The organism is Curtobacterium sp. MCBD17_032 (assembly GCF_003234855.1).
Taxonomy (GTDB): domain Bacteria; phylum Actinomycetota; class Actinomycetes; order Actinomycetales; family Microbacteriaceae; genus Curtobacterium.
The window spans coordinates 19,965-46,293 of record NZ_QKTO01000016.1 but is presented as its reverse complement, the minus strand read 5'-3'; the positions used below and the strand labels follow the sequence as shown (position 1 = coordinate 46,293).

27 protein-coding genes are annotated in these 26,329 nt (G+C 69.5%); 9 read left to right on the top strand and 18 right to left on the bottom strand.

The window, feature by feature from the left end:
- The first annotated feature begins 104 nt into the window (after positions 1-104).
- Entirely contained in the window at positions 105-1,892 is a 1,788-nt protein-coding gene (locus tag DEI91_RS14740; protein ID WP_111053016.1) for an N-6 DNA methylase, read from the top strand.
- On the opposite strand, the gene DEI91_RS14735 is transcribed toward DEI91_RS14740, so the two are convergent.
- From DEI91_RS14735 to DEI91_RS14710, 6 genes are all read right to left on the bottom strand, one after another.
- Positions 1,885-3,051, bottom strand: coding sequence for a phospholipase D family protein (locus tag DEI91_RS14735; RefSeq protein WP_220038099.1), 1,167 nt, complete (start codon positions 3,049-3,051; stop codon positions 1,885-1,887). The two genes, DEI91_RS14740 and DEI91_RS14735, sit on opposite strands and share 8 nt — an antisense overlap.
- Positions 3,052-3,522: 471 nt before the next feature.
- Positions 3,523-4,155: a uracil-DNA glycosylase gene (locus DEI91_RS14730; protein WP_111053014.1), complete on the bottom strand. Its 633-nt coding sequence runs from the start codon at positions 4,153-4,155 to the stop codon at positions 3,523-3,525.
- Between the two features lie 73 nt (positions 4,156-4,228).
- The gene (locus DEI91_RS14725; RefSeq protein WP_111053013.1) at positions 4,229-4,708 is read right to left on the bottom strand and encodes a DUF4395 domain-containing protein; all 480 of its coding nucleotides are present in this window, start codon (positions 4,706-4,708) and stop codon (positions 4,229-4,231) included.
- On the bottom strand, positions 4,705-5,169 hold the full coding sequence (locus DEI91_RS14720; protein ID WP_111053012.1) for a co-chaperone YbbN: 465 nt from the start codon (positions 5,167-5,169) through the stop codon (positions 4,705-4,707). The genes DEI91_RS14725 and DEI91_RS14720 overlap by 4 nt, the downstream gene beginning before the upstream one ends.
- Before the next feature lie 198 nt (positions 5,170-5,367).
- Entirely contained in the window at positions 5,368-5,931 is a 564-nt protein-coding gene (locus DEI91_RS14715; RefSeq protein ID WP_111053011.1) for a hypothetical protein, read from the bottom strand.
- 58 nt (positions 5,932-5,989) lie between these two features.
- A complete protein-coding gene (locus tag DEI91_RS14710) occupies positions 5,990-6,250 on the bottom strand; it encodes a hypothetical protein (RefSeq protein WP_146244317.1) in 261 nt (86 codons plus the stop codon).
- 253 nt (positions 6,251-6,503) lie between these two features.
- On the opposite strand from DEI91_RS14710, the gene DEI91_RS14705 reads away from it, so the two are divergent.
- A complete protein-coding gene (locus DEI91_RS14705; RefSeq protein ID WP_258374451.1) occupies positions 6,504-6,722 on the top strand; it encodes a DUF1653 domain-containing protein in 219 nt (72 codons plus the stop codon).
- A gap of 37 nt (positions 6,723-6,759) precedes the next feature.
- On the opposite strand, the gene DEI91_RS14700 is transcribed toward DEI91_RS14705, so the two are convergent.
- Genes DEI91_RS14700 through DEI91_RS16360 form a run of 6 tightly spaced genes read right to left on the bottom strand, consistent with a single transcriptional unit; the run spans position 6,760 to position 10,662 of the window.
- Positions 6,760-7,128, bottom strand: coding sequence for a hypothetical protein (locus DEI91_RS14700; protein WP_146244316.1), 369 nt, complete (start codon positions 7,126-7,128; stop codon positions 6,760-6,762).
- A gap of 47 nt (positions 7,129-7,175) precedes the next feature.
- Positions 7,176-7,883 (bottom strand): hypothetical protein, encoded by a 708-nt coding sequence (locus DEI91_RS14695; RefSeq protein ID WP_111053008.1) that lies wholly within the window; start codon positions 7,881-7,883, stop codon positions 7,176-7,178.
- On the bottom strand, positions 7,880-9,286 hold the full coding sequence (locus DEI91_RS14690; RefSeq protein WP_111053007.1) for a hypothetical protein: 1,407 nt from the start codon (positions 9,284-9,286) through the stop codon (positions 7,880-7,882). Before DEI91_RS14690 ends, DEI91_RS14695 begins: the two co-directional genes overlap by 4 nt.
- Positions 9,276-9,572 (bottom strand): hypothetical protein, encoded by a 297-nt coding sequence (locus DEI91_RS14685; RefSeq protein WP_111053006.1) that lies wholly within the window; start codon positions 9,570-9,572, stop codon positions 9,276-9,278. Before DEI91_RS14685 ends, DEI91_RS14690 begins: the two co-directional genes overlap by 11 nt.
- Positions 9,569-10,405 (bottom strand): ABC transporter ATP-binding protein, encoded by an 837-nt coding sequence (locus tag DEI91_RS14680; protein ID WP_181439634.1) that lies wholly within the window; start codon positions 10,403-10,405, stop codon positions 9,569-9,571. Before DEI91_RS14680 ends, DEI91_RS14685 begins: the two co-directional genes overlap by 4 nt.
- Entirely contained in the window at positions 10,402-10,662 is a 261-nt protein-coding gene (locus DEI91_RS16360; protein WP_181439633.1) for a hypothetical protein, read from the bottom strand. Before DEI91_RS16360 ends, DEI91_RS14680 begins: the two co-directional genes overlap by 4 nt.
- 187 nt (positions 10,663-10,849) lie before the next feature.
- On the opposite strand from DEI91_RS16360, the gene DEI91_RS14675 reads away from it, so the two are divergent.
- From DEI91_RS14675 to DEI91_RS14665, 3 genes are all read left to right on the top strand, one after another.
- Positions 10,850-14,335 (top strand): bifunctional RecB family nuclease/DEAD/DEAH box helicase, encoded by a 3,486-nt coding sequence (locus tag DEI91_RS14675; protein WP_111053004.1) that lies wholly within the window; start codon positions 10,850-10,852, stop codon positions 14,333-14,335.
- Between the two features lie 149 nt (positions 14,336-14,484).
- Entirely contained in the window at positions 14,485-15,069 is a 585-nt protein-coding gene (locus tag DEI91_RS14670; RefSeq protein WP_220038098.1) for a nuclease-related domain-containing protein, read from the top strand.
- Positions 15,033-15,398, top strand: a complete 366-nt coding sequence (locus tag DEI91_RS14665) for a hypothetical protein (RefSeq protein WP_111053002.1) — start codon at positions 15,033-15,035, stop codon at positions 15,396-15,398. The genes DEI91_RS14670 and DEI91_RS14665 overlap by 37 nt, the downstream gene beginning before the upstream one ends.
- 41 nt (positions 15,399-15,439) lie before the next feature.
- On the opposite strand, the gene DEI91_RS14660 is transcribed toward DEI91_RS14665, so the two are convergent.
- The 5 genes from DEI91_RS14660 to DEI91_RS14640 all read right to left on the bottom strand — a co-directional run bounded on the left by DEI91_RS14660 (position 15,440) and on the right by DEI91_RS14640 (position 19,427).
- Entirely contained in the window at positions 15,440-16,222 is a 783-nt protein-coding gene (locus tag DEI91_RS14660) for a hypothetical protein (RefSeq protein WP_146244315.1), read from the bottom strand.
- A gap of 204 nt (positions 16,223-16,426) precedes the next feature.
- The gene (locus DEI91_RS14655) at positions 16,427-17,098 is read right to left on the bottom strand and encodes a GPP34 family phosphoprotein (RefSeq protein WP_111053000.1); all 672 of its coding nucleotides are present in this window, start codon (positions 17,096-17,098) and stop codon (positions 16,427-16,429) included.
- Complete coding sequence (locus tag DEI91_RS14650; RefSeq protein ID WP_111052999.1) at positions 17,098-17,532, bottom strand: SseB family protein; 435 nt, start codon at positions 17,530-17,532, stop codon at positions 17,098-17,100. The genes DEI91_RS14655 and DEI91_RS14650 overlap by 1 nt, the downstream gene beginning before the upstream one ends.
- 113 nt (positions 17,533-17,645) lie before the next feature.
- Positions 17,646-18,443 (bottom strand): SDR family oxidoreductase, encoded by a 798-nt coding sequence (locus DEI91_RS14645; protein ID WP_111052998.1) that lies wholly within the window; start codon positions 18,441-18,443, stop codon positions 17,646-17,648.
- Positions 18,444-18,599: 156 nt separating this feature from the next.
- Positions 18,600-19,427: an HNH endonuclease family protein gene (locus tag DEI91_RS14640; protein WP_111052997.1), complete on the bottom strand. Its 828-nt coding sequence runs from the start codon at positions 19,425-19,427 to the stop codon at positions 18,600-18,602.
- A gap of 123 nt (positions 19,428-19,550) precedes the next feature.
- On the opposite strand from DEI91_RS14640, the gene DEI91_RS14635 reads away from it, so the two are divergent.
- Entirely contained in the window at positions 19,551-20,330 is a 780-nt protein-coding gene (locus DEI91_RS14635) for an aldo/keto reductase (protein ID WP_111052996.1), read from the top strand.
- A gap of 575 nt (positions 20,331-20,905) precedes the next feature.
- Here DEI91_RS14635 and DEI91_RS14630 read toward each other — a convergent pair.
- Positions 20,906-24,322, bottom strand: coding sequence for a DEAD/DEAH box helicase (locus tag DEI91_RS14630; RefSeq protein ID WP_181439632.1), 3,417 nt, complete (start codon positions 24,320-24,322; stop codon positions 20,906-20,908).
- A gap of 94 nt (positions 24,323-24,416) precedes the next feature.
- Between DEI91_RS14630 and DEI91_RS14625 the strand changes: the two genes are divergently transcribed.
- From DEI91_RS14625 to DEI91_RS14615, 3 genes are all read left to right on the top strand, one after another.
- Positions 24,417-24,920: a hypothetical protein gene (locus tag DEI91_RS14625; protein WP_146244314.1), complete on the top strand. Its 504-nt coding sequence runs from the start codon at positions 24,417-24,419 to the stop codon at positions 24,918-24,920.
- An 18-nt stretch (positions 24,921-24,938) separates the two neighbouring features.
- On the top strand, positions 24,939-25,382 hold the full coding sequence (locus DEI91_RS14620; RefSeq protein WP_111052993.1) for a BLUF domain-containing protein: 444 nt from the start codon (positions 24,939-24,941) through the stop codon (positions 25,380-25,382).
- A 172-nt stretch (positions 25,383-25,554) separates the two neighbouring features.
- The gene (locus DEI91_RS14615) at positions 25,555-26,250 is read left to right on the top strand and encodes a M23 family metallopeptidase (RefSeq protein ID WP_220038097.1); all 696 of its coding nucleotides are present in this window, start codon (positions 25,555-25,557) and stop codon (positions 26,248-26,250) included.
- Positions 26,251-26,329 lie beyond the last annotated feature (79 nt).

The following is a 26,329-nucleotide window of genomic DNA, read 5'->3' as shown; positions in this document are numbered from 1 at the left end:
GTGGGGGTTCGTCGCCCCGCCGTTGACCTTCAACAATCTCCTAGCCTGATCACCTTCGCGGTGAGCCAGCCCAGGCAACGCCTGCGTTGCAGTAGGATCGAGCGGTGCACGAGTCAACGTCAAACCCGACCGAGCAGCTAGTCGACGTGGCGCAGACCGCGAGCATCTTCCAGGTGTCCGCTTCGACCATCAGGAGCTGGCGCCGACGACAAGTGTCGTGGCTGCCCGCTCCAGTCGCTCAGCTGAACGGGGGCGCTGTGTGGTTGCGATCGGAAGTCAGTCGCGAAGCTGCGCGGTACCACCATGAGGGGTATTCTAATAATCGGACCGTCTCTCTGGCTCGCGATCGTGCTGCAGGCCGCTTCTACACCCCCTCTGATACTGCTCATTTTCTCGCAGACTGGCTGCTCAGGGCAGGAGCTAGAAGCTTTCTTGAACCGAGCTTCGGTGATGCTGCGTTCATCGTCGCGGTGAATGAGCAGGCCGAGAAACTCGGGTTAGAGCGTGTCACGTGGATCGGCGCGGAACTAGATGTGCAGGCCGTCAAACGGGCACGGCTTGCGTCCGATCTACTCCCCTCGGAGATTCGCTCTGGAAATTTCCTTGCACTGGAAGCCGAGCCAGTTGACGCCGTCATGGCGAATCCGCCTTATGTGCGGCTTCGTCACTTAGATGAGGAAACTAAGCGTCAATCGCGGAAGGTCGTTTTCCAATCGACTGGGGAGCTGTTGTCTCCATCAGCGAGTCTTTGGCTACCGTTTCTCATACATTCTATCTCATTCCTGAACCGCGGTGGAATGCTAGCAATGGTGCTCCCATCAGATTTTACTTATGTGAGGTACGCTCGGAAATATTGGGGGTGGCTCTCCACGCAGTTCGAGGAACTTCGGGTGGTGCGAGTTCGTCAGCGCTTGTTCCCCGATTTAAATCAAGATGTCATACTCTTGCTTGCCAGTGGGCACGGCGGTGCAACTCAAAGTGTGAAGTTTGAGGCTTACGAATCTGTTCCGGATCTAATCGAGTCACGTCCGAATGTGCAGTCGGATATTCAGATTTCAAAGATTGTTTCGGGGGAGCGAAGCTTCCAGCGCGCCCTCGCGGGCTCAGATGTTTGGTCAATGCTGCAAGAAGAGTTTGCTGGCTCTCTGACGCCAGCAAGTGATCTCATGCGCTTTCGTATAGGCTATGTCGCCGGGGATAAGGACTTCTTCCATCCGCCGAGCGAAGTTGCGGAAGCATATGATTTACCGGCGGCATCGCTGCGGAAGTCGATTACAAACGGGCGGCGACTGAAGGGTCACGGATTATCGACCTCGAAGCTTCCTGAAAGTGCGGTGGATGAGCTTTGGCTTCCCACCGGCGGTGAGTTGTCCGATGGTGAACTTCGCTACGTCAGGTATGGCGAGCAGCTTGGCGTTTCGAGTGGGTACAAGGCGAGCCGACGGGACCCATGGTTTCGCGTCCCCACGGTTGAGATTCCCGACCTCATCATGACGGTCTTCAGTGAAAGTCCTCTTGTCCTGATAAACGACGCCGAGCTCACGGCGTCGAACAGCTTGTTATGTGGCTACCTTATAAGCGGGGCCGTCGAGCAGTTCGTACTAAATTGGTATTCGCCCTTGACGCAACTGTCGATTGCCTCTGAAGTGCATTCACTCGGGGGTGGAGTCATGGTTCTGGTGCCGAACGAAGCCAACTCCGTCCTAATGTCTGATCTGAGAAGGCCCGAATCGGACCTTCTCAGTATTGCTGGCGCGCTTGCGTCGGGAAATGTCGAGGAGGCGTACCTCTCCGGCCGTGCTGCGCTCGAGAACCGGGCCGGAGCCGAAAACGTGCAAATGATTATCGAGGCCACCGAACGGCTTCACCATTGGCGAGTCAGGCCTAATTGAAATTGTGAGTGAATGTCATCTGAAATGTCTGGTGAACTGATCGTTCGATAACCAGCTCGAGCCCGGTCACGTCGACCTCTTCTCGTAACACGGGAAATAGATCTCCCCAGCGGATAGATGTAGCTCTGTTGCCTTGCGAGGATTGCCAGCTTGGTGTGTGGTCGATCTGAAGTTGTACGGTCCGAACGGATCTGAATAGTCCTCTCACGGTGAAAGGCACAAGTGCTTCTTCCCGAAGCCGGTCGCGGTCAAGCGTCGGAATCCACTCACAACCCGCAAAGAAGTCGTTTCGAAAGTAGACTGCCGGGTCTATCGGATAACCTGCTTGCGTGAGAGCGAGGTGAGCGGTTGGATGGGCGTTTGGAAGCCGCATTGCATCGGATCGTGGCAACCTCTTCGACCAGAAGGCCCCGGTGTTCTCGTTGACATCGTACTGACGTAACGCATTGACCTCTCCCTGAGGTTGTGGCGCGCGGATCGACCTAGACGTTGGCCGCCTCCGCCGGTGTCCATATACTAGTTGCATTGCGGAGGGAGCAAATAGGCTCGTCTCTGCGCCCGACCGTTCGGCGGAGGGGGCCTCGTTCTCTGAAGTTGCCTCGCTACCGATTGGAATCGCCGGGTCAGCAATCAGTGCTTTGAGGAGGCGCTCGTCGAGCGGCTTGCAGATATCAACGTCTACTCTCAGGGTTTCGACGTAGTCCTCTAGTTTCCCCAGGACCTCCATATCGTCCCGATTGAAAAAAGTCCCCTCTATCAATAGTCCGGCTTCGTAGTTTGTTTGTAGCCCACCGGCTGTGAGGTTCTGCGATCCGATCAGGGCACTAAAACTCCGCGCGTCCCGATGAAGATAGAGCTTTGGATGGAATGTGCGACCGGAGGGGTCAAAAATGACATAAGTTTTGTTTGCGAGGTCCAGGGCCATCTCTAGGCCTTGCTCGGTAGCGCCGCCTTGGCTGAGTCCGAGGAACAATTCCAGTCTCCCGCCATCGGCCTTGAAGGAAGCGATGGATTCCTCGAGCAGGGACAACGCGGACGCTTTTCCCCAGGCGCTTACCATTGTGACTTCGCCCGCGGGACGTTCGGAGAGCCACCGCTGCAAAACGGCCAAGGCTGTGTCGGTCGGCATGTACGGTTGTAGTAGCGGTGTGATGCGCACTATTGGGCTTCCTGATTCGGTGGTCGTGTTGCTTCTTCGCATCATGCCTGCCTTGTGATCTTATATCAAGTGTCGGCGCCCTGCGTCTGGTTGCAGTAGACACGAATTCGAGTCCTCGCGGTGCTTATGCTCGTCGCCTGTGGCACGGGTCAGCTCCGGGGGAGCGATAGTGCTGCCTCGGCGAGCTATGGCTGAATCTTTTGTTGGGAACTGAGTTTTGCGGCCCCTGGACTGCGTGAGACGCGGGCCATCCATGTCTGAGGCGTCCAGCCCATGCTCACCAGTCTGGGGCGGTAGCGCTGTATTGGGCGGCGGCGCTGCCCGATGAGTGGCGGGCGATCTTGCATGGGGTGGCCGGAGACTCGAGCGGACGACGTCGTCACGAGGTCCGAGCAGGCGGTCGAAGCCCGCTGAGCACGAGCTGCCGGTGCTAGCGTCGGAAGCTGCCATGGGGGGCATCCGGCGCCGGGCTCAGCGCGCGAGTTCAACGACCTTTGCCAGGGTCGCGGTGAACCTCTCCCGAGCACCGACCTGCGCGAACGACTGTCCGGCGGGATGCACGGTGCGGAGCGCCCGATACCGGCGGCCGAGCTCGACTTCGAGGTGGGCGTCCCAACCGTCTTGCGCCTTCCGCCCAGCGAGGACGATGACGCGGAGCTCGGGCAGTAGGTCCAGCAAGCCCCGCAACTCGCTCGCCCCTTGCTCGATCTCCTGACCGGTCGGCTTCACCGACGCGCGGCCGAGTACCCACGGCACGATGTTCCAAGCGAGTACGTGCTCGTGGAGACCCACAGCGTTGCGAGTCGTCCAGACGTTCTGGGCTGTCGGGTCGTCGTCGTCGACTGAGATGAACCCGGACCCGCCCCATCCGGGCACGGTCCTCGGGCCCGGTGCTTCAAGGAGCAGCAGTACTCGCGCCTCGATGCCGGACTCCGCCGGGTCGAACTGCGGCAGGACGATGTCCGGCTTCTGAGAGCGACGCTTTTCCTCGACACTGCGCGCCCATGCCTCGAGCGGGAGGGTGCCTTCTGCCGTCGCCAGCATGTCGTTCCGAGTGGCGAGCACTGCAGGAACACAGAAGCCGCGCGGTGCGTCGAGGAACATGCCGCGAGCGTACCGATCTTCGGTCAGCTGACGGGCGCCGGCAGAGGAGGGTTCTGCACGAACTCAGCTCGTGTCACGCCACGCTGCTGCGGCTGCGGAACACCCCTACCCGCACCAGCCAGACGTACATCATGCACCCGATGCAGACGTCGAACGCTGCGTTGAGGAACGCTGCGACCAGCGCGATGGCAGCACCGACCGGAGCTGCGTAGGGGACGCCGATGAGCGCCAGGACGAGTGCGACCCCGGTCACCACGAGCCCGACCCGCTGCGCGAACGTCGGGGGCTCAGCAGCCTCGAGCTCGGCGGGCGGGCCGAGTCGCGGGCGCACGAGTCGGCGAAACAGCGCGCCGTACGGGTGCCGCGCGATGCCGGCGAAGCCGCCCCAGGCGAACAGCGCGGCGATGACGGCGAGGAGCACGATGCCGATCGCCCGTGTGCCGTCGTTGAGGGTGAGGACGATGTCGATCGCGAGCAGGACCGTCGTGATCGCGGCGCCGAAGCGGGGCGAACGCGGGTCGACCTCGCGGGGCGGTGCGGGGGAGGTGGTCACGAGTGCTCCTCGGTGAGGACGGCGTCGAGCGCGGCGACGAGTTCGGGTTGGCGGGGCGGTCCGCCGAAGCGGGCTCGGACGGTGTGTGACCCGTCCACGAGTAGCACGGTCGGCGTCTGCATCACGTCGAAGCGACGCGCGAGTTCCGGTCGTTCGGCGAGGTTGATCTCGAGCCGTCGGACGCGGTCTAGGCCATGTGCCGTCGACTTCGATGCGGCGACCGCGTCGAGCTGTCTCGCTGTGGCGGGGCAGCGTGCGCAGGTTGGCGTGGAGAACTGGAGTAGCGTGGCGGCGGTGCCGAACGCCTCCCGGCTAGCGAGGTCGGCCACCGACGTCGATCCGTCACCAGCGTCAGCCGCGACCGGATGGGCTCGGCCGGTCCGGCTGCGGAGCAGCAGGCCGAGGACCGTCGCGAGGGCGAGGACACCAGCGACGACCGCGAGCGAGAGGGCGACGGTCATGCGAGGACCATACGTCGTGCAGGAGTGGAACGCGAGGGTGTTGACTCCTGTGACGCGGGTGCTATCGGCGGGGTGCCGATCCAAGGGTCGGTAGCCCTGGCAACCGTCCGACAGCGGTGTGGTCTTGGAGTGCCCCGACGGGCACCGGACGCGTTCACACCTCGCCGAGCCATGCCTCGAGGAAGCGGCAGGACTGTCTCACGCCGATGCGAGCAGGACGTAGCGCCGGGCCCTCCGAGAACTCCGAACGAGCAATGGAGTCAGCACCACTGCCGCCACGACGAGCACCGAGCACGTGATGCGGCTGAGCCAGGCGGAGAACACCTCCTCGCGGACCAACAGTGACAACTGCGGCCCGACGATCCCGAGGGAGAGCAGCAGGAATTGTCCGAACGCCAGCGGATGGTACGCCGCCATCAACCGGGCTTGGTCGAATGCGCGCCAGCCGAGCTCAGATCCCGCCGGTTCGATCGGGGTGCCCGTCTTGATCGCTTGCGTGACCGTCCGTCGGGCGGAAGCGGGGAGCCCCTGCATCCGCGCACGCATCCTCATCGAGATGCCGAGGCTCGTCACGATGATGGAGATGCCCCCGGCAAGGCCGCCGAGCGCGAACGCGGGACCCAGCGTCGCGAGCACGGTCGGCGAGGCCGGAGCATCGTGTCCGACGAGCCATCCAGCGACCCCGCCGACGATCAGACCGACGACGGCGATGACCACCGTCCGGCGCCACGTCCGCCGGGTGATCCGCCCGTACTCGTCCATCCCCGCAACACCAGGAGAAGACGCGGACCGACCGCTTCGACGCTCCAGCATCCGGCGGTCAGTCCGCAACGCCCAGCCGCTCGCACTCCGCCCACTGCTCGGGCCGTCGCTCGCCGAGCCATGCAGTGAACTCGCTGAACCCGCGGTAGTTCGTGAACACCATGAACTGCTTCTTCCGCTGCTCGTTCCAGGCGGTGAGGCTGATGAACGTCACACTGCCGTTCGACTGCTTCCCGAGACTGAGCGTGTGGATGTCGTCGACCTCGCGCCGGCGGAACTTCCCGAAGCCGGACTTCACGTCGTAGTGCCGGTCGTACACGTTGATGCGACCAGCAGCGAGCGCCGACGCGAACAACAGGCAGGCGGGCCACGCCGAGGACGAAGAAGATCACCCCGGGGAACAGCGGTCGTCGCACGACGATCATCGGCGCCACCTCCGCCTTGGTCGCGCTGCCGCCCCACGTGTTGATGCTGTCGCTCATCGTTCCCCCTCCGACGGCGATCGTACCGAGTGCGTCGGCCGGAGGCTTCGAGTTCGGCCCGCAGACGGTCGTCTCCGTACCATCCGGAGGGTGAGCGACGACGTGACTCCTGGGGGGTACCGGCACTTCACGGGCGGGGAGTACGAGGTCGTGCTCGTGGCGAAGGACGTCGAGACCGAGAAGCCGGTGGTCGTGTACCAGGCGTTGTACGGCGAACACGGGCACTGGGTACGTGGGCTCGCTGAGTTCACCGCCCATGTGTCGCGCGACGGGTCCGACGGCCCGAGGTTCGTACGGCTGGCATCGTGAGCCGGTGTGCGGCGGGCTGAAGGGATGCCCGTCTCTGTCAGAGCGCGGCGCGAGCCTCGTCGATCGCGGCGATGAGTCGAGGAACGCCCCACACCACGAAGCGGGCGCGGGTGCCGCTCAGTAGTTCGACCTCGAGCTGCCGGGACAGTCCCCGCGAGACATCGCGGAGCGCAGCGATCTCGTCGAGGGGGATGCCGAAGTCGGGTCGCACGCGGTTTCCCGCGTGAGCGTGGAAGAAGAGTGCGCTCGGCGTGAGGGCGAGCCTGCCGCCGACGCCCTCGGTGCCCTTCCTGGCGGCGACGAGCAGGCCGAGTTCGGCCGCCACCGACGGGCCCTTCGCGCCGTGGTCGATGAGCAGGTTCGCGTTCTTCCGGAGCAGCTCGCGGTTCCGATCAGAGGATTCCATCCGGTCACCGTAGGGGACGACGGACGCCGGGTCCCGCCGCTTCACTCTCACGGCCGTGACCTGAACACCCGCTGCCCGTCCGCCGTCACCGGCAGCAACCCGAGGAGGTTCACCGCCACGAGCACCGCGCTCGTCCACGCACCGATCGGATCGAAATGCGTCACCGCGATGCTCCCGATCCCGGCGACCAGCCCGGCCGCTGGACCGGCCGCCGCGACCCAGCGGTCCTGGGGATGCGCCAGGTCGCCGTGCAGGACCGCACACGTCCGCCAGTCGACGAGGATCGCCCCCGCCCGACCATCGACGAGCACCCGGAGCGCCACCCAGTGGCCCGCCTCGTGCGCGATCGTCACGAGCAGCACCAGGACCGGCGCGAACGCCGCCGCCGCGACCCACCGCGGCGGTGCATGCAGCAAGACGAACCCACCGCTGAGGGCGAGCCCGCTGACGAGCACGAGGGGCCCACCAGCACGCACGAGCGCGAGGACGGTCGCCTCGCAGGCACTGCGGCAGCCGGGAGGCTCGGCTCGCGTCCGGCGTGCACGTCCCCACGGGCATGGGGTCGCGCTGCGCCTCGGCGGCCGGGCGAGCGCGTTGTCGAGCAGGAAGCGGGGGAGATCCGGCGCAGCCACCAGGGCGTCGATCCCGGTCGCGGTGTCGGTGACGCGGACGGTGCCCGTTCCCGGACGAGAGGACGTCGCCTCGCTCGCGGCGGGTTCGAGGGTGACCCCGTCGTGGAGCGCGAACGTCGTCACGCGGACACCGCTCGTCGACGTCGAGCCTGGATGACGAGCGGCGTGAGCAGCATCAGGACGACAGCGATCCCGAGGACCGCGATCGGTCGGTGCTGGAGGGGGAACGCGTGCGTCATGACCCACATCGGGACTGCAACGAGCAGTGCTGCGACGAGCGCTGCGAGCACGGCGGCGCCGGGCAACTCCAGGTCGCTCGGGAGCAGCACGCCGGCCATCACCCCGGCGCTCGCCGCGAGCACGACGACCGACCGCACCTGCTGGCCGTCCGGGCCGAGGTCCGGCGGGAGGAGCAGCATCGCGGTCGGGACCGCTCCGGCGAGTGCGACCGCGATGCCCTGCGCGACCCTCATCGCCGCCCACCCGTCGCGCTCGATCGGGCGCACCGCGCTCCGTCGCCACGACGTCGTCCGGTCAGTGCCGTAGTGCACGAGGCCGATGGCACACGGCACACCGAGCAGCACCGGACCCGCCAGTGCCTCCGACCACGCGATGCCGCGCTCCGTGGCGATCCATGTGCCGACGACCAGCAGGGTCATGAGCAGCAGGGTCGAGAGGGCTGCGGGATCGCGGACCCAGAGCAGGAGGTCGACCGCTGCCGGGGACCGCCGTGCCACGGTGCGACCGTGACGCGCGAGGAACCGGACCACCCCCGGCGCGACGGGCTCATGCAGCAGACTGCTGGCGAGGAACACGACCGTCGCTGCGGCGAGGGCGAGTGCCACCGAGGCGACCCGGAGTGCGAGCGGCCAGGAGCCGCCCGCCGCGTCGGACGGCATGCTCACCGTCCGGACACCGACCACGGCGAACCCTGCGAGCACGAGGGTCACCGCGGTGGCAACCGTCGTCCCGACGGCCTCGGCGAGTCCCCAGCTGCTCGCCGCCGCAGCGAGCACCCGGATGACGGCGCTCGCTGCCAGGGCCGCCGCGAGTGCCGCACACGGGACGAGGGCCACCGCACTGACGGCGATGGGCAGCCTGGACAGACGGACCGCGCCCGCGAGCAACGGTGCGACGACCACCGGTCCGCCGATCGTACTGATCGCCAGCACGGGCACGGTTGTGCCGATCGCCCGGGCCGCGGGTGCGACCGGAACCGCAGCGAGCATCGTGCTGAGGGCGCGTGACGTGGGCATCAGGACCGTGCAGACACAGGCGATGCAGGCGCTGACCAGTACGGCTCCCTGGATCGCGTCGTCGAGCAGCTGGAACTGCGCAGCCGCCGGCACGGCGACCGGTCCCGGGCTCACCATGGTGACCGACAGCGCCAGCCAGCCCGTCACGACCAGGGCGAGGAGCGCCTCCAGGCCGGTGGTCAGGACGCGTGATCCGGTCACGCTGCGCGTGAGGTCGCCACGCCAGGCCGCGTGGACCAGGCGGACCATCGCGACGAGCTCACGCGTCACGGCGCGGCCAGGAGGCGGTCGACCGGCGAGCGAGCCACGGACGGACGAGCCCGGCCCCGGTGAGGCCTGCTGCGATGCCCCCGAACCACAGGAGCACGCCGCTGCCGAAGGACGCGCTGGCCAGGTCGTCGCCCGCGCCGGCGGTGACGTCGATGAGACCGGGGACGTGGACGTCGGCGGCGGTGCCGACGGCGAGTGCGACGCTGCCGGCGGCGATCAGCGCGATGACGAGGCCGGCGCCGAACGCGGCGGCGAGGACGGTGATGCCGATGCGCACCGGGGTCATGGACGGGCTCCTTCGGAGAGGTGGTCGTGCAGGCGGGCGCGGACGGTGTCGGTGGGCGGAGCGCCGACGGTGCGGAGGAGCACGGCCTCGAGGGAGTCGACGCCGTGCTCGGCGACAAGGTCGGCGGGAGGGCCGTCTGCGAGCACCACGCCGTCGTGCAGGATCACGACCCGGTCGAACCAGTGCTCGGCAGCGAGGACGTCGTGCGTCGCGACGAGGATCCCCGTGCCGCGCGACCGCAGTGCGTCGAGCACGGCGCGGATCACGACGACGGATCGTGGGTCGAGGCCACGGAACGGTTCGTCGAGCACGAGGAGGTCGGGCACGTGCTCCACCGCGGCGACGAGCTGCAGTTTCTTCTTCGTGCCGTGCGACATGTCGCCGATGAACTTGCCGAGGTGCGGGCCGAGGGCGAGTTCCTCGACCAGGGCGTCCCGCCACGCTGCGGTCGTGCATCCGTCCGGTCGCGCCCTGCCCCGGTCGCGTCCCTGCTTGCCCGCGCTCAGCCGCAGTCGTTCGAGGTGGTCGAGGTACTCGCCGCCGGTCAGGGACAGCGGGATGGGCAACTCGTCCGGTACGAAGCCGAGGGAGCGCTTGGCTGCGACGGTGTCGACGTCGTGACCGGCGAGCGCCAGCACGTCGGCGTCGACCTCGTGCAGGCCCACGATGCCGTGGATCAGGGTCGACTTGCCGGAGCCGTTCGGGCCGAGCAGCGCCACGAGGCGGCCGGGCTCGACGCAGAGGTCGACCCCGGCCAGCGCGCGGGTGCCGGTGCGGTACTCCTTGCGGCAGTTCTCCGCGAGGAGTGGATCGGGGACCGGCACGGCCGTCACTTGACGCAGCTGAACTTCACCGTCGCGTTGACCGCGCCGTGCCACTGGACGGAGACGACCGCGTTGAAGGCCCGGTAGCCGTGCGACATGCACTGGACCTGCAGGTAGGCGACGAAGCCGAGACCGACGATGATCGCGGCAGCGATGACGATGATGAGCACGGGGTTCCGACTCGCCGTCACCCGTTGCATCAGGTCGCCGTCGAGTGCGGACGCTCGCGCGGCGGCAGCCAGCGGGATCGTGGTCAGCGTGGTCATGGTGTCTCCTCACCCTCATGCGGGCGAGCGCCCGACACCCCGCAACATTCCACATTCCAGCCAGCGAGCGCAACAGTGGTATGTCGCGCAGCTGCGATGTGATGCCCGACCGACCGAGGCTCCCGGGCTCCGGCCGATGGTGTCGGCGCCCGCTCCTAGGCTTGGCTGTGACCGGAAGGAGGACCGCATGCAGATCACCGAGGACGGCCGAGCCCTGCTCAGCCCGAGCGACCTCACCACGTGGGCGACCTGCGAGTGGGCGTTCCTCCGCCGCCTCGGCGTCAGGCTCGGCCTCGGCGAACCCCTGCCGGACGAGCACGACGACATGCTCGACCGGACGGCCCGCCTGGGGGACCAGCACGAGCTCGACCACCTCGAGATCCTGAAGCACACCCACGACGTCGTGGAGTTCGACCGCCCGGCGCCGCCGCAGTACGCCGAAGCGGCGGAGCAAGCCCTGAGAGCGATGCGGGACGGCGCGGATGTCCTCTTCCAACCGACGTTCCACGTCCCGGCGTCCGCAGACGGCACGGGCTTCATCGGCTTCGCCGACTTCATCATCCGCAACGACCGCGGCGAGTACGAGGTCTACGACACCAAGCTCGCCCGCCACGCCAAGATCAGCGCCCTGTTGCAGCTCGCTGCCTACGCCGAGCAGATGCGGGCGAACGACATCCCGACCGGGCAGCAGGTGCACCTGGTCCTCGGTGACCGGACGACGACCACGCATAACCTGGCCGACATCGTCCCGGTGTACCGCACGCAGCGGGCCGAGTTGATCCGGGTGATCGACGAGCGACTCCACGCACAGGACGCCCTGCAGTGGGGTGACCCGCGCTGGTCCAGCTGCGGCCGGTGTTCCGCCTGCCAGCAGGAGGTGCAGCGACACCGCGACCTGGTCATCGTCGCCGGCATGCGCCTCGACCAGCGGACGAAGCTGATCCGGCAGGGTGTGCGGTCGATCGACGACCTGGCGGTCCGGACCGCGCCGGTGGCGACCATGTCGAAGACGACGCTGGACCGTCTGGTGCGGCAGGCGAGCCTCCAGATCCAGACGGAGCGCGCGGCCGGACAAGCCGAACAAGCGAGACCGGCCTTCGAGGTGCTCGACCCGCGTGCCCTCGACGCCATCCCGGCACCCGACCCGGGGGACGTCTTCTTCGACTTCGAGGGCGACCCCCTCCACACCGAGGACGGCGTGCACTGGGGCCTCGACTACCTGTTCGGCCTCGTCGACGACCAGGCCGAGTTCCGCGCGTTCTGGGCGCACACGATCCGCGACGAGCGACAGGCGCTCCTGGACTTCCTCGCGTTCATCGCCGATCGCCGCGAGCAGTTTCCGGACATGCACATCTACCACTACGCCGCGTACGAGCGGACGCACCTGCTGTCCCTCGCCGCCCGGCACGGGGTGGGGGAGGACGCGGTCGACGACCTGCTGCGCGCCGGCGTCCTGGTGGACCTGTACCCGATCGTGCGGAAGGCCCTGGTCGTCGGCAGCCGCAGCTACTCGATCAAGAAGCTCGAGCCGCTCTACATGGGCGACGACCTGCGCCTGAGCGACGTGACGAACGCGGCCGACAGCATCACCGCCTACGTCGACGCGATCGAGGAGCTCCGCACCGGCGACCCCGCCGAGGGGCAGCGGCAGCTCGACCAGGTCGCCGACTACAACGCCTACGACTGCCGGTCGACGCTGCGCCTGCGGGATTGGTTGCTCGGGCTGCGCGCCGAGCACGCGCCCGACGCCACGCTGACGACCGAGCTCGAGGGCCTCCCGCCCATCCCGGTCGAGCGCGAGCCGAACCCGGTCACGGTCGCGCTGACCGAGTACCTCGGCGACGTCGACGCCCTCGACCGCACGCCCGACCAGACCGCGCTCGCGCTCGCCGCAGCCGCGATCGACTACCACCGCCGCGAGGCGAAGACGTTCTGGCAGGACCACTTCGACCGCCTCCGCAACCCGGTCGACGAGTGGGCCGACACGCGGGACGTCCTGGTCGTCCAACGCGCGTCCGTCGAGCGCGACTGGGCGACGCTGCCGCGCGCCCGCTCGCTCTCCCGGGAGATCCGGGTGTCGGGGACGCTCGCGCCGGGCTCGCGGCTCCGGCCGGGAGGCTCGCCCCACCTCGTGTACGACGACCCACTCCCAGCGTCGCTCACCGCGCCCGGCCCGGGCTCAAAGGCCGCCACGGACCGAGCGGTGATCCTGGAGGTGTGGGACAACGGCGACGCCACCGAGGTGCTGCTCCTCGAACGCATGCCGGTCGGCGGGGGAGAACCGCACGCGGACTTCCCGGTCGCGCTCGCGCCCTCGTCGCCCCCACGGGCGAAGCCGCAGCCCGAGGCCATCGCCGAGTGGGGCGCCGAGGTGCTCGACGCCCTGCCCGAGATGCTGCCCGACCCGGCGCTCGACCTCCTCCGCAGGGTGCCGCCGCGCGGGGCCCTCGCGGAGGTCACGGGCGACGACACGGTGGGCGCCGTGGTGGCGACCCTGCTCGGACTGGACCGGTCGTACCTCGCGATCCAGGGGCCTCCCGGCACCGGCAAGACGTACGTCGGGTCGAACGTCGTGGCGAAGCTCGTGCGCGAGCACGGGTGGCGGGTCGGCGTTGTCGGGCAATCCCATGCGACGAGCGAGAACTTCCTCGACGCCGTCATCGCCGCCGGGGTGCCTGCCGATCGTGTCGTGAAGCAGCCGAAGAGCGGTGCCGACGCCGAGGAGATCGAGGCCGCACGGTGGACCCCCGTGAAGAACGGTGCCGCGATCGCCGCGTTCCTGCAGTCGTGCGAAGACACCGGCACCGGCGGGGTCGTCGGCGGGACGGCGTGGACGTTCGCGAACGATGCGACGATCGGCCGGCGTTCCCTCGACCTGCTCGTCGTCGACGAGGCCGGGCAGTTCTCCCTCGCGCCGACCATCGCCTCCGCGATCGCCGCCTCCCGTCTGCTGCTGCTCGGGGACCCGCAGCAGCTGCCCCAGGTGTCGCAGGGGTCGCACCCCGAGCCGGTCGACGAGTCTGCGCTCGGATGGCTGGCGGACGGCGAGCACGTGCTGCCGCCGGAGTTCGGCTACTTCCTCGCCAAGACCCGGCGGATGGAGCCGGCGCTGACCGCGGCCGTCTCCGGGCTGTCCTACGACGGGCAGCTCGCGTCGATGGTGTCGGGGCGGCACCTCGACGGGATCGACCCCGGCGTGCACCCGGTGCCCGTCGTGCACGCGGGCAACACGACCTCGTCGCCGGAGGAAGCGGCGCAAGTCGTCGCGCTCGTCGCGGACGTCGTCGGGCGGACCTGGACGGACGAGCACGGCACACGCACGCTCACCGACGAGGACGTCATCGTCGTCGCGCCCTACAACGCGCAGGGTGCGGTCATCCGTGCGGCACTGGACACCGCCGGCTTCCGCGGCACGCAGGTCGGGACCGTCGACCTGTTCCAGGGCCGGGAGGCCGTGGTGTCCATCACCTCGCTGGCCGCGTCGAGCGCAGCCGACATCCCACGCGGGCTCGATTTCCTGCTCATGCCGAACCGCTTGAACGTGGCGCTGTCGCGGGCCAAGTGGGCGGCGTACCTCGTGCACTCGCCGGCGCTGACGACCGCGCTGCCGCCGTCGATCCCGGGGCTGGCGCTGCTGTCGCGGTTCATCGAATTGGTGGCGCCGCGGGGCTGAGCGGCGAAGCCATCGCGCGGCGAGCGTGCAACGCCGCCGGTGCGCAGTCACGTCCCGCATGCTGCCACACCGGGGGAGCGCGACCGATGCCGGGGTGTCGCCCGAACGCGGGCTGCCGCGCCCGGTCGCCGCGCTGCCAAGCTCAGGCCGTGGGGAACGAACAGGTGACCGCGCGGGCAACCGCTCACAGCATCGCGACGGATGCCGCTGACACGGGAGCACTGCAGCAACTGACGCTACGCGCTCGGCGCCCCGGGTACGCCGTGATGCAGGAGTGCCTGCGTGAACAGTCGCAGGCCCCGCCTCGATCCGGATGGCAGCGGTTCTGGGGGCGCGATCCGCTCCGCCAGGAGGCCCGTTCCTGGTTCAAGGGCGTGCTCGGTGAACGTCGTGTGGCTGCCGAACTCGCGCGGCTCGGATCCGCGTTCACCGTGCTGCACGCGGTGCCGGTCGGGAAGGGCACGACGGACATCGACCACGTCGTCATCGGTCCGACCGGCGTCTTCACGATCAACACGAAGAACCACAGCGGACAACGGGTGTGGGTGGCCGGCACCACCTTCATGGTCGCCGGACGGAAGACGCGCAACACTCATGCTGCTCGCGCCGAGGAGGAACGAGCAACACTCATGCTGCTCGCGCCGAGGAGGAACGAGCAACACGGCTCCTCCGAGCCGCGGCCGGGTTCGACGTCCCGGTGCGGTCCCTCATCGTCGTCAGCGCTGAGGAGCTGACGATCAAGAGTCAGCCAGCGGTGCCGGTCCTCCGCGTCGGGCAGGTCCGGCGCTGGATCGGAACGCAGCCGGTCGTCCTCGCCGAGGGCGCTGTCCGGTCTGTCGTCGCCGCAGCCGAGGAGCGAGCCACCTGGCACTCTGACGCAGTCGTACTCGACGACACGCTGCGGATGGAGCAGCGGTTCGACCGCCTCGCACGTGAGGTCGCCGATGCGCGGCGTCGACGCCTGCAAGTCGCTGCCGTCGTGGCACTCGGCGTGGTCGGGGTGCCGGTCGGCCTGGCGGTCACGCTGCTCTCGGCGGCGTCGTCGATGTTCCTCGGGAACTGACGCGAGTGACATCAGGTCGGGTCCGGGGTTGTCGATCGCTCTCAGCCGACTTCCACCGTGCCGACCGTCGAGTCGAAGTGCGCGGTCGTCCCGAACTCGCCGCCGAGGACTGTCACGGACCACGCTGTCGCGTCCGGAGTGACCGAGTAGGCGACCTGAGCGCCGGAGGGGATGCTCGTCAGCACGCTGCCGTCGACCAGCCGGATCGAAGCGGTGCTGCTCGTGTCGACGACGAGCGTGGCCGGGAACGGGCCCGTCCCGTAGCGCTGCCGCATGATGAACGCCAAGGTTCCGACACTCTGCGTCAGGGCATCCCGCTCCGTCTCGGTCGAGGCGATCGCGGGCAGAGCACCAGGGGCTGGAGCAGCGGCCTGCGCCGCTCCAGCCTCGTCGGCTCGTGCTGCGTCCGGCGCCGCTACGTCGTCCTCGATCGACGGTGCGGCCTGCTCGACGACCGCGGTCGACGACTGCATCCAGGAGTCGTTCCCGGTGATGGGCAACGACACGGCAGGTAGTGCGATCCCGGCCGGGACGAGGGTCACGGCGAGGACCGCGTAGGCCATGAGCGCTGTGCCGACTCCTCCGAGGACGGCACCGCCGCGACCGAACGCGCGTACCGCCGCCGAGCCCCAGCGAGCGAGCCGGACCGCGTGGCAGCCGACGACGATGGCGGTGATCCCGATGGTCGACGCGACGAAGCCCGTCTGGACGTGGTCGTGCTGCGGCGCCAGGAGCGCGAGGACCACGCTGACGGCCCCGAGCAGCATCGCCGCCAAGGCGTGCGCAGCGGGGCGCGTCCGCCGCCGTGGCCGTGTGTCGGACATCGTGGCCGCGGCGATCGGCGGGATGCTCCCTCCTCGACCCCGGGGTGGCGGCGTCGGACTCCAGTCTCGTGGTCCAGGTCCACCCAGCGGCATCGTCTCCCCCTTGTTCGCCGTCAGAACCGAACCAGTCTCTTGGCGGGACGGCTGGCGAGGGAGCCCCCCGTTCTGGTGCTGCAGGCGAGAGCGGATCCGGCAGGGGGGAGGTCAGTCGCCCCCGCCACCACCTCCACCGTCCCCGCCACCGTCGCCGCCACCGTCCATCCCGCCGCCCGCCGACTGCGCCCGCTGCACGATCGTCCGGACCGCCGCTGCGACCCAGTCGTCCTCGGTGAGCCACCGCACCCGCGCCCGGTCGTGCATCCCGAACAGCGCCCGCAGCGTCCGGGTCGCCTGCAGCAGCCCGATGAGCGCGGTCGTGAACGGCGTCGGCGCGGCATGTCCCCGCAGGACGGCGAGAACCTCGGCGCGGAGCGCGTTCGCGGGGCCGCCGTCCCGTTCCGGCCACCGCACGACGGGGAACACGGCGAGGAACCGCTTCTCCTCCCGGCCCAGGACGCCGCGGGCGACGAGCCCGTTCAGCACGGCACCGCGGAGCTCACGGTTCCCGAGCCGGGAGACCCAGCTGCTCGGCCGCCGCGGGGACGGCGCCGCCTCGAGCAGAGCCGTGAACCCGTCGAGGACGGGGTCGCCCGGCGGCGGTGCCTTGGCGACGAGCACCCGGTTGCGGTCGAGGGAGACCCTGCCCCGGAGGGCGAGCTCACCGAGCGCGGCACCGGCGAGCCCGGCGTCGAACGTCTGACCGGGGGTGACCAGTCGCCCGTCCGGCGTGACGAGCAGGAGCGCGAATGCCTCCGGCAGCGTGAGCGGCCCGGGCATCAGGCGGGGTCGGCACCCGGGAGCGGCGCGCTGCCTCGCATCCCCTCGCGCAGGCCGGCGAGCACGTCGGCCTGCAGGAAGTTCGCCGCCTGCGCACTCGTCGGGTCGACGACGATGCCGAACTCCTCGGGCAGCGCGGTCACCAGTTCGGCCATCGGCATGGCGCGTGCCTCCAGGCCCGGGAGGCTCGTCCGCAGCTCCGACGGGTCGGTGAAGACCGGGACGAACTGGCGTTCACGGATGACGACGTGCGCGACACTGCCGTCCTCCGGGTCGCCGTCCACGCCACCGGTCTTCCACGGCACCCAGGCGGCGCTCGCGAGGAAGCCGGCGGCGGAGGCGCTCATCCGCCGTCGCAGCTCGCCGGCGTCGTTCGGCACCGCGTCCTCGGCACCCCGGCCGAAGCTCGACCCGGTCGTTCCGTTCGCGCTCATCGCGTTCCCCCTCCAGGGTCGTGTCACCGGCCATGCTGCCACGCAGGAGTGGTGGACCGGGTGGGGCGCGCCTCCCGGCCGGAAGGCGCGCCCCACGACGTCGACCACCGGGGTCAGTACTTGGCGGACTGCCCGCCGTCGATCGGGACGACCGCAGCGTTGACGTAGGACGCGTCGTCCGACAGCAGGAAGGCGACGACCGCGGCGATCTCGGGGGCCTCGCCGTAGCGCTTGGTGGGGTTGACCTGGATGAACTCCTCGGCGGCCTTCCGCGGGTTCTCCGGGTCGATCTGCTTCATCGAGTTCTCGACCATCGGCGTCCAGATCGCACCGGGGGCGATGGCGTTGATGCGGATGCCGTACTGGCCGTACTCCACTGCGGAGTTACGGGTCAGACCGACGACGCCGTGCTTGGCGGCCGCGTAGCCGGACTGGTTGCCGACGCCACGGATGCCACCGACGCTGGCGGTGTTGACGACCATGCCGGAGCCCTGCTCGCGCATCACGGCGAGGACCTTCTCGAGGCCGAGGAACACCCCGCGCAGGTTGATCGCCACGACCTTGTCGAACTCGGCGGCGGTGAAGGACTCGGTGGGGTTCTGCTTGCCCTCGATGCCGGCGTTGTTGAAGAAGCCGTCGATGCGGCCGAAGTGCTGTCGGGTGGCGGCGACGTACGCGTCGACCTGCGCCTCGTCAGCGACGTCGGCGATGGTGGTGAGGACCTCGGCGTCGGGTGCGGCTTCGAGGACCGCGGCCTTCGTCGCTTCGAGGCCCTGTTCAGAGACGTCGACGAGGGCGAGCTTCGCACCCTCTGCGGCGAGACGGACGGCGGTAGCGCGGCCGAGGCCGGAGCCACCGCCGGTGATGAGGACGACGCGATCGGTGAAGCGCGTGGTGCTGGTGCTGGTCATGAGGGCCTCCTGCGGTCTTCGACGATGAAGGGCTCGGGGTCCGGAAGCGGTGCGCTGGGTCGCGGCACCGGGCGGCGAGTCCGGTCCGACGGGCGTCCGCCGGACACGACTTACGCTACAGGTGTTGTCTGACCGGGGGCGGTGCGACGAGGCACCTCAGCAGCTCGAGAGCACCCGCTCCATCGCGTCACGCTCGGCCGGCACGACCCAGAGCCGGTACTCCGCCTTCACCGCGATCTGGTGCTCGACGTACTCGCAGCGGAACCCCTTCGCCGCGGGCAGCCAGGTCGCGGCGTCCGACGAGCGCTTCTGCGAGTTGGAGTACCCGTCGACGGCGAACAGGTTCTCCGGGTCGTTCGCCAGCGCCTCGCGCTCGTCCTGCGTGAGCCGCTGTGCGCCGGTCCGCCATGCGTTCTCGAGGGCGACGACGTGGTCGATCTGCACGAGGGTGGAGGTCGTGTTGCCCCGCACGAACGCGACCTCGCTGCCGGTGTAGGGGGAGACGAGGTTCCCGGACATGACCTTGCACGGCCCCTGCCGGACGATGTCCGTCAGGTCGCGGGCCAGGACGTCGTTGCGGGTGTCGCAGCCGTTGTGGTCGACGTCGAGCCAGGCTGTGCCGAAGTCCGTCTCGCGGTCGTAGCCCGTCGCGGGTGCCTTCCCCTTCACGACGAGGGTGGCGAGCATCGAACGGGCGGCAGCGGCGGCCTCGGTGCTCCCGGTGTCACCGCTGGCCGGACTGGAGGGTCGGCTCGTCCCCGTCGGACTGGCCGTCGGTGCCGAGGTCGTCGGTCCGGGCGCGGTGGATCGCGTCGTCGTCGCGATGGTCGGTTCGGTGCCGGTGCTCGACGGCCCGCTGGTGGTGGCGTCGGTGTCACTCGCGAGGACTCCCGACGAGAAGAGCGCCCAGACGCCGAGGGCGACCGCGAGGGTGATGATCGTGGACTGGACGGTGGTGCGGGTGCGGCGTCGGCGGGACGTCATGTGCGTGGTGCTCCTGGTGGTGCTCGTGGGACTCGTCGATCTTGGCGGAAGCCGCCGACTCCTCCAGGCGCGCCGCTCCGCGCGCCTGGGTCCGGTCGTGGGCCGCGGGCGTAGCAAGGGACCATGACCGACTACGCACAACCGTCCGTACCCGTCACCGGAGGGTCGATGCCGCTCCTCGGCTTCGGCACTTGGCAGATCGAGGAGCCCGACGCTCCCGCCGCGGTCGCCGCTGCACTCCAGGCCGGCTACCGCCACATCGACACCGCGACCGGCTACCGCAACCAGCGCGGTGTCGGGAAGGCGATCGCCGAGTCCGGCCTCGCCCGCGAGGACCTGTTCATCACGACGAAGCTCCCGCCGGACAACGCCGACCGCGTCCGGGAGACGATTGAGGAGAGCCTCGACCAGCTCGGCCTCGACCACCTCGACCTGTGGCTCGTGCACTGGCCGCCGAACGGGGAGGCCCGTCCCGACGTCTGGCAGCAGCTCGTCGAGGCGCAGCAGGCTGGCCTGACGAAGGCGATCGGCGTGAGCAACTACTCGCTCGACCAGATCGACGAGCTCATCGACGCGACCGGCGCGACCCCGGCCGTGAACCAGATCCGCTGGAGCCCGGTGGAGTTCGACCGTGCCGTGGCCGACGGCTTGCGCGACCGGGGGATCGTCCTCGAGGGCTACAGCCCCTTCAAGGCGAGCAACCTGCAGGACCCGACGCTGGTCGAGATTGCCGAGGCGCACGACGCCGACGCCGCGCAGGTCATCGTCGCGTGGCACGTCGCGCACCAGTTCGTCGTCATCCCGAAGTCGTCGAACCCAGACCGCATCCGGTCGAACGCGGCCGGTGCCACGCTCGAACTGAACGCGGACGAGATCGCGCGGATCGACGGCCTCGGCAACTGACCGATCGCTGCACCGTCACCGGCCTGGTGGGACTCACTCCTGCCAGGTCGGTTCTCTGTGGGGATCGGTCTCGCTGCAGCAGGCGTACGGGTTCGCCGTGACGTCTTCCGGACCGTCGATCACGGGGAACCCGAGCCCGCGCGTTGTTCGTGGCGAAGCCCTCCCACTCGTACGACTCGACGACGTCCAGCGCTCGCCCGTGCGCTGCGTCCTCCGCGTCGGTGACGGCGATGATGACGTTGGCGTCGAGCGTCAGCATCCGCCCGCGGTCCGCACGCGCTCCAGATGGTCGGGAGCGAACTCGCCCGTGAAGGCGCCGGACGGCCCGAGGAGCGTGACGACAGCTCCGTTGGCGAGGTGGAGCTCAGATCGCCCCGGTCCGGTGTGCCGGAGGCGGGCGCCGGTGGTGCTCCCGTCGTCATCCGGAGGTGTCCGGACAGCGGGAGTTGCAGTGGGGTAGCGGGTGGCGGAGTGCGGAGCAGGGCTGGCGAGGAGCATGGCGAGACGGTAACGAGCAGGTTCGGCCAGGGCCAAGGAATCGGTACTTCGTATGTCGCTGCACCCCGGTCTCGGACTCACGCCAACAACGACCGGATGTCCTCCGCGCTCAACCCCTCGGCGAACAGCGCGTCGTCGTCGATCATCGTCGCGAACAGCTGCGCCTTCCGCTGCGCGAGCGCGAGGACCTTCTCCTCAATGGTGTCCTCGGCGATCAGGCGTTCGACGGTCACCGACCGGGTCTGCCCGATCCGGTGCGTCCGGTCGACGGCCTGGTTCTCCGCAGCCGGGTTCCACCACGGGTCGAGCACGAACACGGTGTCCGCCTCGGTCAGGGTGAGCCCGAAACCACCGGCCTTGAGCGAGATGAGGAACGCGGGTGCGGTGCCGTCCCGGAACCGGTCGATGACGGCTCCGCGGCGGCGGGTCGACCCGTCGAGGTACTCGTACGCGACCCCGCGCTCATCGAGGGCTCGCGCGACGATCTTCAGGAACGAGGTGAACTGGCTGAACACGAGCGCCCGCCGCCCTTCCGCAGCGAGTTGTTCGAGCTCGTCGAGCAGCAGGTCGAGCTTGGCGCTCGGCACGTCGTCGTGGTCGTCGGACACGAGCGCGGGGGAGAGCGCGAGCATCCGGAGCAGGGTGAGGGACCGGAAGACGATCATCCGGTTGCGGTCGAGGTCGTCGACGAGGTCGAGCACCTTGAGCCGCTCGCGGTTGAGCGTCGTCTCGTACAGGGCGCGGTGCGCGGGGTCGAGGGTGACGCGGACGACCTGCTCCACCTTCTCGGGCAGGTCCCGGGCGACGCTCTCCTTCGTCCGGCGGAGCATGAGCGGCCGGATGCGCCGCCGGAGCCGGTCCGTGAGCTCCTTCCGGGCGGTGCCGCGCAGCTCGGGCGAGGCGAGGGGTTTCACGTAGTCGTCGCCGAACCGCGTCCACGACGACAGCAGCCCGGGGGCGACGATCGAGAACAGCGCCCAGAGGTCGGGCAGGCCGTTCTCGAGCGGCGTCCCCGTCACGGCGATCTTGACCGGGGCACGGAGTTCGGCGGCGACGCGGTGCGTCTGCGACTGCGGGTTCTTCACGAACTGTGCCTCGTCGAGCAGCAGCGCAGACCAGTGCAGGTCGAGGTACGCGGCCGCGTCGAGTCGGAGCAGGGCGTACGAGGTCACGACGACGTCCGAGGCGGCCGCCGCCCGGGCGACCCGGGCGGGGTCCTTCAGCGAGGTCGAAGCGATCGTCGTGACACGCAGCGAGGGGACGAACTTCGCCGCCTCGTCCGCCCAGTTGCCGACGACGGACGTGGGGGCGACGACGAGGAACGGGGGAGCGTCCGGCTCGGCGGCCCGACGCTCGGCGATCATCGCGAGTGCCTGCAACGTCTTGCCGAGACCCATGTCGTCGGCGAGCACCCCGCCGACCCCGTGCTCGACGAGGAACGACAGCCACGCGTACCCGTCACGCTGGTACGGCCGGAGGTCGGCGTGGACGGTCTCGGGCACGGTGAGGTCGGCCGGTGCGGTCGCGTCGAGCAGCCGGCCGGCGATCTCCTTCCAGCGCTCGTCGTGCTCGGTCTCGTCGGCGAGCTGGTCGAACTCCGCCCACAGCGCGGCCCGGTACGGCGTGACGGTGAGCGGCTGGTCGGGCTCCCACTCCTCGAGCTCGCGGGCTTCCTCGATGACCTCCTTGAGCCGGTCGAACGCCGGGTCCGCGAGTGAGAGGTACGAGTTGTCCACGAGCTTGAGCCGCCGGTCCCGTTTCGCGAGCGCCCGGAGCAGCGGCGTGAACGGGATCTCCTTGCCGTTGACGCTGACGATGATCCCGAGGTCGAACCAGTCGTGCTTGTCGGACGGCATCGTCGTCACGCGGATGTGCGGTCGGCCGCTCAGCCGTTCGTAGTCGACCCGCTCGCCCTGCAGGACGACGCGGACGCCGCGGGCCGGCAGCGCGGGCAGCAGCTCGGTGGCGAGCACGGCGACGTCGGCGCCGTCGATCGTCCCGTCCTCGAACCAGCCGAGTCCGCCACCGGGCCCGGACAGGTGCTCGGGTACATCGGCGTGGTCGGCGTCCGGGACGGGAGGTCCGGAGCGCTCCGCCGTGTCATCGGACGTCCCCGACGTGGCCGGGTCCGACTCGTCGGCAGCAGCCGCCGTGGCCGGAGCGTCGTCGGCGGCGAGCACGCTGCCGAGGTCGGGCAGCGGTCCGTGCAGCGACACCGGGTCCTTCCGCCCGTCGACGCTCCACCGCCACTGCAGGTGGGCACGGTCGTCCGTCCGCGGAGCCCGGGCCGGCTCGAACGTCACGGTGAGCACGAGCTCCGGCGGGGTCCGTTCGGGCAGCTCGAGGGACCCGTCCGAGCTGACGAGGCCGAGCGAGCCGCGGAGGCGCGGTGACCAGTCCGCCAGGAACTCGTCGACCTCGTCCGCGGGCACCGTGATCCGCGCGCCCTCGACGAGCATCCGCCGTTGGTCCTCGGGGACCGGCGTCGGCGTCGGTGCGAGGGCGACGGAGAACTCCGGCGACTCCCGGAAGGCGTAGACACCGTGGTCGCCGACGACGCGAGCGGCACCTACGGCGACCGGCCGCCCGTCGATCACGGCGCTCGCTCCGATCACGAGTCCGTCCGCAGTCCGCGTGGCGTCGAGCAGCACGCGGGCGTCGGCGCCCAGCTCGACCCCGGCCGCGCGCTTGCCGGTCACGAACGCGATCCCGAGGGGCCCGGCCTGCCGGAGCAACGGCCAGAGCAGCGGACTGCGGAAGTCGTCGAGGTGGATCCAGTCGCTCTCCCCGGGCAGACCGGCGAGTTGTCCGGCGCGGTGCAGCGCCGCGAACTGCATGAACCAGGCGTGCTGCTCCGGCTCGAGGCCGAGGCGGTTCATCGAGTAGGGCAGCGCGCCCCAGGTCAGTTGTCCGCGCACCCAGTTGCCCGCCGCGCTCCGGCTCACCGGGCGGACGCCGAGGCGCACCGCCCGGGACGCCACCGGCAGCGGGCGGCCGGCCGCGCCGGCGCGGCCGGCGAGCCGCGCCGGCACCGCGTCGCGGAGTTCGAACTGGAGGCCCATCCCACCCGCCGGAGGCACGGTGCCGGACCCGGCCGACTCGTCGTCGTCCCCGGCGAGGCGGGCGAGGTCGCGCCTCCAGTCCGGTGTCGGCGGGGTGGGCGCCTGCGTGCGCGGTCCGGCCTGCGCGGCCAGGGCCCGGGCGTTGACGGTGAGGAGCGCGGCGGCGACGTGCTTGCACTCGCCGCCGAGGGGGCACGAGCAGCGGCTGCGGACGGGGCGGACGAACGCGCCGCGGGCCACCGTGGTGTCGACCTGGACGTCGTACGGAGCGTCGGCGCTGCCGCTCACCGTGGCGGTGATCGAGCCGTCCTCGTCGTGCCACGTGGCGTCCTCGACCAGCCCGGCGCGCACGACGTCACGGGCCCGCCCGAAGGTCTGCGGCCCCACGAAGCGGATGACGTCGACGGCGTCGATCATCGGAGCAGCGGGCACAGGGACATCGTGCCAGGCCCCGCCGACGCTCTCGACGACGGACCTCGGTACGGTGGACCGGGCGTCGGGTCGGCGCCGGGACGAGGGGGACGACATGACCGTGCAGACCATCCGGGACGGAGCGACGGTGATCGTGGCGGCGCTGTTCACCGCCGTGGCAGTGAGCGGCTGTTCCGCGGGCGGGGACGACGCGGCATCGGGCCCGACACCCACGCCGAGCCGTGCGGCGGCCACACCGGGCACGGCGACCTGCGAACTGCTCGGGACCGACGGGGGCACCGTCTCGATGACCGAGACCGCGGACTCCTACACGGTCGAGTTCCGGGGTGTCCCGCGTGACGCCGCGGACGACCGCACCTCGTACAGCGTGCAGGTGGACGACGACGACCGTCAGGCGTACGCCGGCATGCTCATGAGCTGGGACCGCGACCGTCTGATGAACTACGGAACGACGGACGAACCCGCCGCCGACGAGGTGGAGGTCGACGGCGAACCCGAGGAGGACGGCGACGTCGTCCGCGGCACGTTCCCCAAGGTGACCGACCGTCCGCGGAAGGTCACGCCCGTTCGGGGGACTGGCTCATCCCGGCGCTCCTGAGCCATCATCGGGATCACCATGCTGCAGTCACTCGTTTACATGAGCTCGGCCACCGAGCACTTCGACGGCGCCGCACTCGACGAGGTCCTCGAGTACTCGCGAGTCCGGAACACACAGGACGGGCTGACCGGTCTCCTCGTGCACCGCGAGGGTCGGTTCATGCAGCTCATCGAAGGGCCGCACGACGCGGTGATCGCGACCTACGGTCGGATCGTGGGGGACCCGCGCCACGACGAGGTGCGGCTGCTGGTGGAGGAGACGATCCACACCCGTCGGTTCCCCGACTGGTCGATGGCCTTCAGCCGGGACGCGGAGGTCGACCCGCCCGAAGGGTTCAGCGACTTCCTCACCGGCGACACCAGTGCGGACGCGAGCAAGGCGCGCGAGTTGCTCCGGTGGTTCCGCAACCACCCGATGGCGGCGCCGACGGCCTCGCTCGGGAAGCACCGCCGCGAGGCGTAGTCCTGGGCCGCAGGCGGACCACACGGAGGGGCGCCGATCCGCGCTTGACGCAGCCTGAATGCTCTGCCAGGTTGAAGTCATGGGGAAAATTCAACAACGCGCCGACGAGCAGCCACTGCTCCGAAGGCGCTCACTCCTCGCGGCGGGTGGAGCAGGGGCAGCCTTGCTCGCCATGGGGCCGTTCTGGAGATCGACAGCGGCGTTCGCCGCACCAGCGTGGCGGTACCCGTTCACGGCTCGCCACGGCATCTCGTCCCGCTTCGGATCGAGACCGTCGCCGGGCCACGGCGGATCGACGAACCACCAAGGGCTCGACATCGCGGCACCGAACCTGACGCCGATCTTCGCGGTCGCCTCGGGGACGGTCACCGTCGCGAGCTTCTCCGGGGGGTACGGCAACCTCGTCGAGATCGACCACGGGGACGGTTGGCGGACGCGCTACGGCCACATGGCCGACGGCACGATGAACGCCGCAGTGGGGCAGCGTGTCTCGCTCGGCACGTTCATCGGGAAGGTCGGGAGCACGGGGAACTCGACGGGTCCACACCTGCACCTCGAACTCCGCCAGAACGGCACCCCGATCGACCCTGCGCCCGCGTTCGAGAACGCAGCACTCAACCCCGGTTCGCCCGTGGGTGACGACAACGACAACGACGACGACGAAGAAGGCACCATGATCCGGCTCACCCACGTTCCGAACTCGACCCCCGGCGGCCCCGACGAGTACATCGTCATCGACCACGGCCAGCACACCTACTGGGGCGTGCCGGACACCCAGATGCTCGGGTTCCTCCGTGCCCAGGGCATCAAGGAGATCAAGGACAAGCAGGGACGCCAGTTCATCGCCGGCTACCGCCGCATCAGCTAGCTCCCGACCCTGACCCGACCGGACGGGGAGCCCGGCGATCGCCGGGCTCCCCGTCCGCTGTGTCCGGCGGCTCGGAGAC